Raw genomic sequence first — 12,386 nt, 5'->3', positions numbered from 1 at the left:
GCCACATCTGAAAGGTAGATCAGCAGCGTATGCCCGGGCGTGATATGGCGGAAGACGCATGATTTGCACTTGATAGTTGCGTTTGACGCCATATCACTCGCACGCCGTGCTAACGTTGAGGGCATGACGACTCCCGACCTGAATTTGCTGATTACCCTGGATGTGCTGCTCGCAGAAGGCAGCGTCGCACGCGCCGCCCAACGACTGCGCCTGAGCCCGTCGGCCATGAGCCGGGCGCTGGCGCGATTGCGTGAAACGACGGGCGACCCGCTGCTGGTCCGGGCCGGACGCGGGCTGGTGCCGACGCCCCGAGCACTCGAACTGCGCGAACACGTCAGTCGATTGGTGCAAGATGCCGGAGCCGTTTTGCGCCCCGCCGAACAGCTCGACCTCAAGCAACTGGTGCGAACGTTCACGCTGCGTACCAGCGACGGTTTCGTCGAAAACTTCGGCCCGGCGCTGATTGCCCGCGTCAGTGAACAAGCACCCGGCGTGCGCTTGCACTTTGTGCAGAAGCTGAACAAGGACAGCGCCGCGCTTCGCGACGGTTCCGTCGACCTGGAAACCGGCGTGGTCGGCGGCACGACGAGCCCGGAAGTGCGCACCCGTGCGTTGTTCGAAGATCGCTTCATCGGCGTTGTGCGCACGGGGCATCCGCTGAGCCAGGGCGAGGTCACCGCCTCCCGTTATGCCGCCGGCAGGCACATCCTGGTCTCGCGACGCGGGCTCGATAAAGGGCCGATGGATGAAGCCTTGAAAGGGCTGGGACTGGAGCGCGAGATCACCACCATCGTCGGCGGCTTCTCGGCCGCGCTGGCGCTGGCTCGCGCCTCCGACCTGATCGCCACCGTGCCCGCGCAACACACCCGAAACCTGCGCGCCGGTCTGCACAGTTTCGCCCTTCCGTTCGACCTGCCGCCGATCACCATTTCGATGCTCTGGCACCCAAGAATGGATGCCGACTCTGCACATCGATGGCTGCGTGAATGTGTTCGGGAGGTTTGTGCGCAGTCCTAGAGTTTCACCCTTGACCGCTTCATTTTTTCTGCAGCCCCTTCAACCGCAAACTCGCCCGCTGCACCGCCGCCATTTTTTCCGGGCGCTTCATGCGTTTCCATTTTCTGATGTCGTCCTTGGTGCGGCCACAACTGACACACAGTTCACCGCTCAGCTGGCAAATGGAAACACACGGATTTTCGATATCCTTGGCCACGTTTCAACCCCGCGTCGAGCGCTTGGGCGCCAGGCGTTGCTGCCAGTTGCCGGCATTGGCGCGCTGACATTGTTCTTCAGAATCAAACTGCACATGGGCCGCTACCGGGCTGACGAGAACGTCCGCTTCGCTTAACGCCACGGCCGTCAGTTCGACCATGCGCTCGCCCTGCCCGCTCGCCAGTGCCAGGTCTTTATTGGCCTGCGTATCGAAGACCCAGATCACCCGCAGGCTGGAAGGAAAGACCGCGTAATCGATTTCGTGGGTCAGCCAGCAGAACCCGACTATTTCCGCTTTGGCGGTTTCACACGCCTCGGTCAGGGTGGCGACCAGGCGACGTTCGATATGGGCCTGATCGCGTTTGCTTAAAGACATCGAGTAAGGGTCCTTGGGTGGGCGTCGATGGAAGGGGCTCATCATACGATACCGGGCTGATCCGAGAGTTGCTGTGTCTGTGCCGCCGTCATCGCGGGCAAGCCACGCTCCCACAGGTTTTGTGTTGAAACACGATCATACAAACGACACAAAAACCTGTGGGAGCGTGGCTTGCCCGCGAAGAGGCCCAAACACTCACCGCAGATCCCAGCCATGGAAACGCCGATGATTAATATTGCGAGGGGCCAGACAAAAGAAAATGCCTATCACCCCCCAATACTCCACCTATTAGCTGACTGCTTTATAGGCGTCTAACCTTATTGGAGCGCTGGCGTTAGCTGGCCGGTTGAGACTTGATAAAAGATACGAATGAGTCAGAAGCGTACTAGGCTTGCCGTGGGCCACCGTGCTGGCAACTCGATTGCTGCTCTCCAGACTTCCCGCGTGACCACGACGATCAATTGATCGAACTGCTGGCCCTGCAGCCTATGTCATTGATTTCGCTCGTCGCTATTGCGCGCCCACCCCGGGCCGGATAGCCGGATGAATACGACCAAAGGTAGCGCACACATGGCAAATGAATCGAAATGCCCGTTCAATCACGCCGCCGCGGGCGGTGGTACGACAAACCGCGATTGGTGGCCGAACCAACTGAATCTGAAGATCCTGCACCAGAATTCGCGGCTGTCCGACCCCACGGATGAGGGCTACAACTACGCCGAAGCGTTCAAAAACCTGGACTTTCAGGCGCTCAAGCAAGACCTGAACGCGCTGATGACCGATTCGCAAGACTGGTGGCCGGCAGACTTCGGTCACTATGGGCCGCTGTTTATTCGCATGGCCTGGCACAGCGCCGGCACGTACCGCACCGGTGACGGTCGTGGCGGTGCCGGTTCCGGTCAGCAGCGCTTCGCACCACTCAACAGTTGGCCGGACAACGTCAGCCTCGACAAGGCGCGCCGGCTGCTTTGGCCGATCAAGCAAAAGTATGGTCGCAACATCTCCTGGGCCGACCTGATCGTGCTCACCGGTAACGTCGCGCTGGAATCCATGGGCTTCAAGACCTTCGGCTTTTCCGGCGGTCGGCCAGACGTTTGGGAACCGGATGAGGCCGTCTACTGGGGCTCGGAAAACAAGTGGCTGGGCGGCGACACCCGCTATGAAAAAGACAAAAAGGAACCCATGCAAGAACCCGGCGAAGGCCCACTCGTTGCTGAGCCGGGGGAAAATGAGGACAGCCGTACCGACGGAGGACGCAACCTGGAGAACCCGCTCGCCGCGGTGCAAATGGGCCTGATTTACGTCAACCCGGAAGGCCCGGAAGGCAACCCCGATCCGGTCGCTGCTGCGGTGGACATCCGCGAGACCTTCGGGCGCATGGCGATGAATGACGAAGAAACCGTGGCGCTGATCGCCGGCGGCCACGCCTTCGGCAAGACCCACGGCGCCGGCCCTGCCGACAACGTCGGTGCCGAGCCCGAAGCCGCTGGCCTCGAAGCTCAAGGCCTGGGCTGGAAGAGCACCTTCGGCAGCGGCAAGGGCGGCGACACCATCACCAGCGGCCTGGAAGTGACCTGGACCACCACACCCACCAAGTGGAGCAACAACTACCTGGAAAACCTGTTCGGTTTCGAGTGGGAACTGACCAAGAGCCCGGCGGGCGCCCACCAGTGGACGGCGAAAGGCGGTGCTGGTGCGGGCATTATTCCGGATGCTCACGACCCGTCGAAGCGGCGTAATCCGACCATGCTGACCACGGACCTGTCCCTGCGATTCGACCCGATCTATGAGCCGATTTCACGGCGCTTCCTGGCGAACCCGGACCAGTTGGCCGACGCATTCGCCCGCGCCTGGTTCAAGCTCCTCCACCGCGACATGGGCCCCCTCTCCCGCTACCTCGGCCCGGAAATGCCCAACGAAGAACTGCTGTGGCAAGACCCGATTCCGGAGGTTGACCATGCCTTGGTCAACGACAGCGACGTCGCCGCACTCAAAGGCAAACTCCTGGCCTCGGGGCTGTCGGTCTCGCAACTGGTGTCGACCGCTTGGGCAGCGGCCTCCACCTTCCGCGGCTCCGACAAACGCGGCGGCGCCAACGGCGGACGTCTGCGCCTAGCCCCACAGAAATCCTGGCAGGCCAACCAGCCTGAGCAACTGGCGAGCGTACTGGCGAAACTCGAGAGCATCCAGAACGAGTTCAACAGCGGCGGCAAGAAAATCTCGCTGGCAGACCTGATCGTGCTGGCCGGTTGTGCCGGTGTCGAACAGGCGGCGAAAAATGCTGGCTACACCGTGACGGTGCCGTTCACACCGGGACGGATGGACGCCTCGCAAGAACAAACGGACGTCGAATCCTTCGGGTTCCTCGAACCCGCCGCCGATGGCTTCCGTAACTACCTCAAATCCCGCTACAGCGTACCGGCCGAGGCCTTACTGATCGACAAGGCGCAACTGCTGACACTCACCGCGCCAGAAATGACCGCGCTCATTGGTGGGATGCGCGTGCTCAATACCAACGTCGGACAAACCCAGCATGGCGTCTTCACCAAACAGCCAGAAGCGTTGACCAACGACTTCTTCAAAAACCTGCTCGATATGAGCGTGGAATGGAAACCAGTATCGGAGGCCAATGAAGAGTTTGAAGGACGCGATCGGAAAACCGGCGACCTTAAATGGACCGGTACGCGTGTTGATCTGGTGTTTGGCTCGAATGCGCAGTTGAGGGCATTGGCTGAGGTCTATGCCTGCGACGATGCGAAGGAGAAGTTTGTGAAAGACTTCGTCGCGGCTTGGGACAAGGTGATGAATCTGGATCGGTTTGATTTGAGATGATCTGAGCAATATTGCTGAAAACCCGCAACGCCTCCCTGTGTGGAGGCGTTGTGGTTTTTGGTGATCTATCGGCCAGAAGCTGCCCCTCAGGCAGCCATTTGCAGGATTTAGTGCGCCAGAATTTTCGATAGCGCATGCTCCAACACCACTTCCAGTGGGTGGCGCAGTTGCCTGTTGGCGAGACGCTTTACCTGACTGCGACAAGAGTAACCCGTTGCCAGTGCTTCTCCCGTCTTGTCCAGCTTACCGGCCCATGACTGCTCAAAAATGGTTTGCGAGGTGTCCTGATTGCGTGCTTCATGGCCGTAGGTACCGGACATGCCACAACAGCCAGTCGCCTCAGTCACCAACTTGAGTCCAAGCCGGGCAAACACTGCTTCCCATTGCGAAGTACTGGCCGGCACATTGGTCTTCTCGGTGCAGTGCGCCAACAAACGGAATGTCTGAGTCGCGGGGTTCGGGTTGTCAGGCAACACATCGAAGAGCCATTCCTGGGGTAGCAAAACCTTTGGGCAATCATTGAGCCCCGGAACTTTCTGGTATTCCTGGCGGTAGACCAGCGTCATCGCCGGATCCAGACCCACCAGCGGTACCTCGCAGTCAGCTAGCGCCTTGAGTTGACTGGCGTTACGGATCGCCGCTTTGGCGAATGCGCCGAGGAAGCCTTGTACATGCAAAGGCTTGCCGTTGGCACTATAGGGCGCCAGAAACACGCGATAGCCCAACTGATGCGCCAACTGGATAAAGCTCGCCAGCAACGGGGTTTCGAAGTAACGCGTGAACGCGTCCTGCACCAACACCACGCTGCGCTGACGTTGCGCGACGGTGAGCTCGCGCAGGGCTGGCACGCTGGCGACAACGACCTTGCAGCGGGTCAACGTGGCCTGCAAGTCGTAACGGTTGATCAGCGGGCTGTCGAGCATGCCGACGTGTCGCTCAAGCAAGCGGCTCATCCATTTTGAGCCCATTACCGCGTTGTACAGGCCCGGCGCGTAGGCCATGTAAGGAATGGTGAACTCCAGCGAGCCGATCAGGTAATCGCGAAGCGGACGTTGATAGCGACCGTGATAGAGCTCCAGAAAACGCGATCGGAATTCCGGGACATTGACCTTGACCGGGCATTGTCCGGCACAGGATTTACAGGCCAGACAGCCCGCCATCGCGTCGTACACCTCATGGGAGAAATCCGCCTCGCCGCGCGAGCGCGCCAGGTTATTGCGTACCCTCGTTGGCAACCCGCTCAACCACGACAACTTGCCCCGCGCCGCTTCCAATACATCAATATTGGCCGCGCCTTGCAGGCGCAACCATTCGCGAATCAATGACGCCCTGCCCTTTGGCGAATGCTGGCGTTCACGGGTGGCTTTCCACGATGGGCACATCGCATCGTCGGGGTCGTAGTTGTAGCAAGCGCCGTTACCGTTGCAGTGCACAGCGGTGCCGAAACTTTGCCAGACACGCTCGTCGATTTGCCGATCCAGCTCACCGCGCAACGTCACTTCGTTAACTTTGAGCAAGCCTTGGGCGGCATCCGGCGGAGTGCAGATCTTGCCAGGGTTGAGCTGATTGTGTGGATCGAACGCGCCCTTGAGCGATTGCAGCGCCGGGTACAGCTCGCCAAAAAACGCAGGGACATATTCCGAACGCAATCCCTTGCCGTGCTCGCCCCACAGCAGGCCACCATAACGCCGGGTCAGCTCGGCCACGGCATCGGAAATCGGCTTGACCAGCGCGGCCTGGGCCGGGTCTTTCATGTCCAGCGCCGGGCGCACATGCAACACACCCGCGTCGACGTGACCGAACATGCCATAGGCCAGGCCATGGCTGTCGAGCAAGGCACGGAACTCAGCAATGTAGTCGGCCAGTTTCTCCGGCGGCACGGCGGTGTCTTCCACAAACGGTTGCGGACGAATCTCGCCCTCAACGTTGCCCAGTAGCCCGACCGAACGTTTACGCATGGCGTATACACGGGTCACTGCCTTGGCACCTTCGGCCAACGTGTGGCCCAACCGCTCGATCGTCGTGTCGGCCTGCAGATGCTCCACGAACGACGCCACGCGAGCGTTCACTTGCGTCAGGTCTTCCCCGCTGAACTCCACCAGATTGATGCCCAGCGTCGCGCGCTCGGCGTCCGTCGGGAAATACTCGGCGACGCTGTGCCAGACAATGTCTTTCATTGCCAGCATCAACACTTTGGAGTCCACGGTTTCGATGGACAGCGGCTTGTGCGCCAACAGCGCGTTGGCGTCGCGCAGCGCATCCATGAAGCTGCCGTAGCGTACGTTCACCAACACCGAATACTTGGGAATCGGCAGCACGTTGAGCTTGGCTTCGACGATGTAGCCCAACGATCCTTCCGCACCGCACAGCACGCTATTGAGGTTGAAGCGTCCGTGCTCGTCACGCAGGTGCGCCAAGTCGTAACCCGTCAGGCAGCGGTTGAGTTTGGGGAACACCGACTCGATCAGGTCAGCCTGGGTTTCCTGAATGTGCCGCGCGGTGCGGTACACCTCACCGATGCGGCCGGGCTGTGTACACACCACCTCCAGCTCCGCGTCGGACAGAGGCTGGCTGTGCAGACGCTCACCACCGAGCAGTACGCTGTGCAGTTCCAGAACATGATCGCGGGTCTTGCCATAGGTGCAGCTGCCCTGGCCGCTGGCGTCCGTGTTGATCATGCCGCCCACGGTGGCGCGGTTGGAGGTCGACAGCTCCGGGGCGAAAAACAATCCATGAGGCTTGAGCGCAGCATTCAGCTGGTCCTTGACCACGCCCGCCTGCACCCGCACCCAACGCTCGGCGACGTTGATTTCGAGGACAGTGTTCATGTGCCGCGACAGGTCGACCACGATGCCATCGGTCAATGACTGGCCGTTGGTCCCGGTGCCGCCGCCTCGTGGGGTCAGCTTGATCTGGCGAAAGCGTGGTTCGGCCATCAATGTCGCGATGCGCACGATATCGTCCGCGTCGAAGGGGAACACCGCCGCTTGCGGCAGTCGCTGATAAATCGAGTTGTCGGTCGCCAGCACGGTCCGAGTGGCATAGTCGGCGCTGAGCTGACCACGGAAGCCGCTGGCGCGCAGGGCTTGCAGAAATTCCGGGTACTGTGCCGCGGGTTCAACGGTCGTCAACTGGGCGATCATCGCAGGATGGTCTCTTGTAGGTCTAATCACGGAAAAATCAAAACACTTGTCGCCTGAGCATTAATAGGTCAGCCTCAGGTCGTCGGCTGCACCAATGATCCTGCAGGTTCTGGTGCCAGACAAACGGATAATCCTGCCGCTATCGATGACTTTTACGAATGAATTACCGCCACCTCACCCCCTCGATGTCGTTGCTGCTGGCCTTTGAAGCCGCCGCCCGACATGAAAGCTACACCCGCGCCGCGATGGAACTCTCGCTGACCCAAAGCGCAGTCAGCCGCCAAGTCCAGGCGCTGGAGCAGCAACTGGGCCTGACGCTGTTTCGCCGTGAAGGTCGACAGGTGCAGTTGACCGATGTCGGTCGTCTTTATCAGCGGGAAATGAGCGAAGCACTCGGACGCATCCGCAGCGCCACGTTGCAGGCCATGGCTTATCAATCAGGCAGCGGCACGTTGCGCCTGGCCACATTGCCGACCTTCGGCTCGAAGTGGTTATTGCCGCGCCTTCATGATTTCTACAAAACCCATCCCGGCATGCTGGTGCACATCAATTCCCGGATCGACGCCATTGACTTTGAAACCAGCGGCATCGATGCCGCGATCGTCGTCAGCAATGCCGACTTACCGGGCTTGATCAGCCATCGCCTGCATACAGAAGAACTGATGGTGATCATTTCTCCACAAGCGGCCAAGGCCCATGACGCCTGGACCCCGGAGCGCATTGGCGGGCAGACGCTGCTCAACGTAGCGAATAATCCCAACGTCTGGGGCGAGTGGTTCAGCCACCACGGCTTGCCCCATCGAATGATGCGCCTGGGGCCGAGTTTCGAACTCACCTCACACTTGATCCAGGCCGTCAGAGCCGGCATCGGAATAGGTCTGGTGCCTCGTATTCTGGTGGCCGACGAATTGGCCAACTCAGAGCTGATCAGCCTGGACCAGCCCTTCGCCAGTCAGCGCAGTTACTACCTGACCTACCCGCCGCGCAACGAAATGCTGCCGTCACTGATCGCGTTTCGTACCTGGTTGCTGGAACAGATATGAACGCGCGCATGAGCAACCAACCTCTCCTTACACCGGAGAAATCGTGGCAAGCGCACCAATCAAAATGGTCAACACCAGAAATCCGCCCAGGAAAAATGCCATCTTGCCCATGGGGCCTCCTACGTTATGAGTTTGCGGTGCAGCGGCTACCGCGACTGCTGACCGTGCTGTCATTGTGAGCCGGAGGCTGATCCCATTACAGATGCAGATAGCCTGGAAAAATACGGATCAGACCGACGCCGAGCCCGAACAACCCCCGAATTTCCTGTGGCTTTACATCCCGGTAGAGAACTCTGGTCGATGTTCGATTGCAGGTCGTATGGTGCGTAAAGCTGCATCGTATTGGCCAAGTATTTGCAGAGTCCAGTCGGCCCGTTCCCGAATCCGACTATCACTTTCATCTGAAGGCTCTTCGCTGTTTAACATCGACTCTACGTTTCTGATGATGAGTTGTTCAGGCAAATACAGGATCCGGCTATTTTTGTAGCTCGATGCACGTAACTCGGCAATTGGATAGGCCCCACCAAGTCCTGCCGAAACGCCCACCAACAGCGCAGGCTTATGTCCAAGTTCACCGAGCCCTGCGTACAAAAAGAAGTTTTTCAGGGCTGGGCAAGCCATGCCATTCCACTCAGGGCTGATCACGATCAGTGCCGTCGCTTTTTTGAGGATGGATTGCTGGGCACTCCAGACTCTGTCGGTGTCTTCTTCTGGCCAAAGCGGTAGCCGACTGGAAGCAAGGTCTATCAGTTCGCTTGAGTCACACAGCTCAAGTTTCTCTAATCGGTCGCGCAGATACCTGGCGACCTTGATTGACTGACTGTTTGATCTGTTCGATCCAGACAGCAGAACGATATGACGACTCATCGCGCCACCTTCTGGTTAGCGTTTACCTTGGGTGCGGAACGGCGGGAACGCACGATGGGCCAGAACAATTCTTCTTTCCAGCTTATCGGTGGCAAGTGTTCGATTCCGTAGGCTGGCGGACGCCGACGGGTGATTTTTGCGGTTCCGAACAGTACGTCCCAAAGAAATAACAGGTTGCCAAAATTGCCTTTGTAATGGGTAACGCCATCCTCGGCAGTCAAACCGTGATGCGCAGAGTGAGTGGAGGGTGTAGAGAAGGTTCGCTCCAAGACCCAAACAAGTGGGCGTAACGCGGGGATGCGATAAAGTCTGTCGTCCCACGCAATGCTGCTGTGTGCAGCGAAGATCACGGTCATTTTCAGAATCAAATAAACGTAATAAATGGGTGCAAGACCAAGATATATCAGCATGCCAGACAGCCAAATGCCGGGCATTAGAAGATAGTAGAAACTGTTGTTGCGATAGACGATGCGGACACTCATATAGGGTGCGGAATGATGTGCACGGTGCAATGCATAAAGTGCGGGAACCCGGTGAGTCAGGCGATGCCACCAGTATTGGGTCATGTCATCCAGCAGTAAAAACAATACAAATCCTGCAATCCACGGGATTCCAGCCAACGCGTCCTTCATCTCCGGTACAGCCTGACTTAGTATCTTGCCACTTAGCCACATGACTAAAGGGAATGTGACCGCCACCAGTATGCCGGAGCCGACGACTTCAATGAGTACGTCACGCTTACCGCCTGACGACTGACGAAACGAGGAGCAGGCAAGCTCTAGCAAAATGAAGGCAAGGAAAATCCCGGCCACGATTACAGCAGGGTTATTGGCGAGCATTATTGTATTCATGGCACTCTCGATTTAGGCCCTTGCGGGCAATGCCATGTCATTAGAAACCCAGGAGTCAACCCTCCCAATGCGCGAAATGGACAGAATTGAGCTAGAACCGGCCAATCGCCCGCCCCAGCGCTTTCATCGAGGCAGGCTGGGCCAAGTGCTGGAGCGCTTTCTTGACAGCCAGGTTTCCCGAAAAAGCACGGATTACAGCCTGATCGAACTGGATCAGCTTTGGCGCGAGGCGGCGCGCATTGATCCGGCGATCGGGTTAAAACTGTTCGCCCTGTTCACGCCTCAGGACTGGCACGTCCTGGCTCATCTTTGCCTGTATAGCCCCGACGTTTTGTCGTCCATGCACCTTTGGGCGCGGTACGCACCGCTTGCATCGGACACCGACAATGTGAGGTTGGTGAATGACGAAAACGGCGTCGGAATCGAGCTATGCGTCGATGCGCCAGGAGAGTTGGCGCGGTATGTCATCGAACACTACGGCGTGATGTCCATCGCGCAATTGCGACGTGGAACGGGGCAGGATGTACAGCCGATTCTGGCAAAATTCATGCATTCGCGTCCGTCGTATTACAAGCAATATGCCCAGTGGTTCGGAGACCGCATCGAGTTTGACTGCCCGGTTAACCGCTTCTATTTCCATGCGCAAAGCTTGAGCCTGCCAATGCAAACCCGTCATCACGGGATGTTGGAGTTATTGACTCAGGAACTGGATCGACGGATTGCCGCGCATCGCAACTTCAGCGGTTGGTCAGCCAAGGTTGCCGAAGGTGCGCGACGATCTCTGGCGAAAGGTGAAACTCCAAATCTGGACAATCTGGCAAAGGCGCTGCACCAGACGCCCAGAACATTACGCAGACGCCTGGAAGAACAAGGCACGACCTTCAGGCAATTACTCGATCAGGTTCGTGCAGAACTGGAACTGCATCTTGAGTTGCAAGGCGAGTCGTTGACGGAGATTGCAGCTCAATTGGGCTACAGCGATTTGACTGCCTATCTCCATGCCCGAAGTCGATGGCGGGACGCTAAATAATTGGCATCTGCGACACCGCTGAAAATCAAAAGATCGCAGGCTTCGCCAGCTCCTACGCCGACCGGATGCTCCCCTGAGGTACGCCATCTCCGTAGGAGCTGCCGCAGGCTGCGATCTTTTGTAACCATTCGATCATTAGCGTATCGACTATCCGATCGGCATAGTCTTCATTGGGGTAGGAACCTTCCGATTTTTTCCATGGGCCTCTGAGAGGTCTTCGGCCAATATGAACCCTCTGCTCGGCTAGCCGTCAGGGGTTATTTGGTTTTGGAAGGTCATATGAAAATTGTTAAAGGGACATTGTTCGTCATCCTTATCGTTGCCTTGGCCATCGGGGCGTTTAATTTGATATTCGTGGCAGCGTCTAGCTACTTTGGGCCGTTCTACGAGGGTGATGCGGACCAAAGCCGGAACTTTGCAATTTGGCTTTTGGGTAATGTAGGGGTTGGGTTGCTTTCGGTTGTTATGGGTGTTGTTTTGTATCGGCGATATCTACGCAGGGCACCTGTTTGAATGAACAACTTCGGCACCGATGGTGGTGAGCGACCGATGCCCCTCGTGCTGTTGCCCACCTGATAGAAAACTAGTTGCCCCGCCCGCCACCAAACGACCATTCATCTGCCGCGGTAGTGGTAATCACCACCATGACGTCCTCAGAGTCGATGCCTGGCGCTCGGCTCAGTCTCTCGACCAAGGTGCGATAGAAACGCTGTTTCGTCTCGATGTCTCGAGGGCGACCGGCAGTAATTGCGATCAGCACAAAGTCATGGCTGCGCGGACCGCCCAGGTAGCCGGGATCAAATATCAGTTCGCCCACTTCATGTTGGTGAATGACCTGGAACCGGTCGGCCATCGGCACTTCGAAGCTTTCTACCAACGCGTCGTGCAGCCCCTGTGAGAGGGCCTGTAAATACTCGGCAGACTTTCCCCGGTGCAATGAAATACGTGCAAATGGCATAACGGTCTACTCCTGAAAAACCCACTGACAGGAGAAAACTATCAAGTCGCGACAATTCCGAATATCCGATTTAA

At 58.0% G+C, this 12,386-nt stretch carries 11 protein-coding genes; 5 read left to right on the top strand and 6 right to left on the bottom strand.

The genetic code is table 11. The annotated features are described in order from the left end of the window. Positions 1-123 precede the first annotated feature (123 nt). Complete coding sequence (locus KGB18_RS28430) at positions 124-1,017, top strand: LysR family transcriptional regulator (protein ID WP_123722211.1); 894 nt, start codon at positions 124-126, stop codon at positions 1,015-1,017. Between the two features lie 19 nt (positions 1,018-1,036). Here the strand turns inward: KGB18_RS28430 and KGB18_RS28425 are convergent, their stop codons facing one another. After that, positions 1,037-1,213 carry a DUF1289 domain-containing protein gene (locus KGB18_RS28425; RefSeq protein ID WP_038982653.1) on the bottom strand — a complete coding sequence of 59 codons (177 nt, stop codon included), beginning with the start codon at positions 1,211-1,213 and terminating at the stop codon, positions 1,037-1,039. Positions 1,214-1,216: 3 nt separating this feature from the next. Beyond that, the gene (locus KGB18_RS28420) at positions 1,217-1,588 is read right to left on the bottom strand and encodes a hypothetical protein (protein ID WP_123722210.1); all 372 of its coding nucleotides are present in this window, start codon (positions 1,586-1,588) and stop codon (positions 1,217-1,219) included. Between the two features lie 543 nt (positions 1,589-2,131). On the opposite strand from KGB18_RS28420, the gene katG reads away from it, so the two are divergent. Further along, positions 2,132-4,420 (top strand): catalase/peroxidase HPI, encoded by a 2,289-nt coding sequence (katG, locus tag KGB18_RS28415; protein WP_223570873.1) that lies wholly within the window; start codon positions 2,132-2,134, stop codon positions 4,418-4,420. A gap of 107 nt (positions 4,421-4,527) precedes the next feature. On the opposite strand, the gene KGB18_RS28410 is transcribed toward katG, so the two are convergent. After that, on the bottom strand, positions 4,528-7,563 hold the full coding sequence (locus tag KGB18_RS28410) for an FAD-binding and (Fe-S)-binding domain-containing protein (RefSeq protein WP_223570872.1): 3,036 nt from the start codon (positions 7,561-7,563) through the stop codon (positions 4,528-4,530). Between the two features lie 158 nt (positions 7,564-7,721). On the opposite strand from KGB18_RS28410, the gene KGB18_RS28405 reads away from it, so the two are divergent. After that, the gene (locus KGB18_RS28405; protein ID WP_201060805.1) at positions 7,722-8,606 is read left to right on the top strand and encodes a LysR substrate-binding domain-containing protein; all 885 of its coding nucleotides are present in this window, start codon (positions 7,722-7,724) and stop codon (positions 8,604-8,606) included. A gap of 273 nt (positions 8,607-8,879) precedes the next feature. Here KGB18_RS28405 and KGB18_RS28400 read toward each other — a convergent pair whose 3' ends face one another. Continuing rightward, the gene (locus tag KGB18_RS28400; protein WP_223570871.1) at positions 8,880-9,473 is read right to left on the bottom strand and encodes an NADPH-dependent FMN reductase; all 594 of its coding nucleotides are present in this window, start codon (positions 9,471-9,473) and stop codon (positions 8,880-8,882) included. Then, on the bottom strand, positions 9,470-10,324 hold the full coding sequence (locus tag KGB18_RS28395; RefSeq protein WP_223570870.1) for a sterol desaturase family protein: 855 nt from the start codon (positions 10,322-10,324) through the stop codon (positions 9,470-9,472). The genes KGB18_RS28400 and KGB18_RS28395 overlap by 4 nt, the downstream gene beginning before the upstream one ends. Before the next feature lie 67 nt (positions 10,325-10,391). On the opposite strand from KGB18_RS28395, the gene KGB18_RS28390 reads away from it, so the two are divergent. Both KGB18_RS28390 and KGB18_RS28385 read left to right on the top strand, forming a co-directional pair. Beyond that, positions 10,392-11,354, top strand: a complete 963-nt coding sequence (locus tag KGB18_RS28390; RefSeq protein WP_223570869.1) for an AraC family transcriptional regulator ligand-binding domain-containing protein — start codon at positions 10,392-10,394, stop codon at positions 11,352-11,354. Between the two features lie 279 nt (positions 11,355-11,633). Further along, positions 11,634-11,867, top strand: coding sequence for a hypothetical protein (locus KGB18_RS28385; RefSeq protein ID WP_123722203.1), 234 nt, complete (start codon positions 11,634-11,636; stop codon positions 11,865-11,867). 70 nt (positions 11,868-11,937) lie between these two features. Here the strand turns inward: KGB18_RS28385 and KGB18_RS28380 are convergent, their stop codons facing one another. Continuing rightward, positions 11,938-12,312: a tautomerase family protein gene (locus KGB18_RS28380; RefSeq protein ID WP_123722202.1), complete on the bottom strand. Its 375-nt coding sequence runs from the start codon at positions 12,310-12,312 to the stop codon at positions 11,938-11,940. Positions 12,313-12,386 lie beyond the last annotated feature (74 nt).

This window comes from Pseudomonas sp. BF-R-26, assembly GCF_019947395.1.
GTDB classification, from domain to species: domain Bacteria; phylum Pseudomonadota; class Gammaproteobacteria; order Pseudomonadales; family Pseudomonadaceae; genus Aquipseudomonas; species Aquipseudomonas farris.
This window is presented reverse-complemented; position numbering and strand designations above follow the sequence as displayed.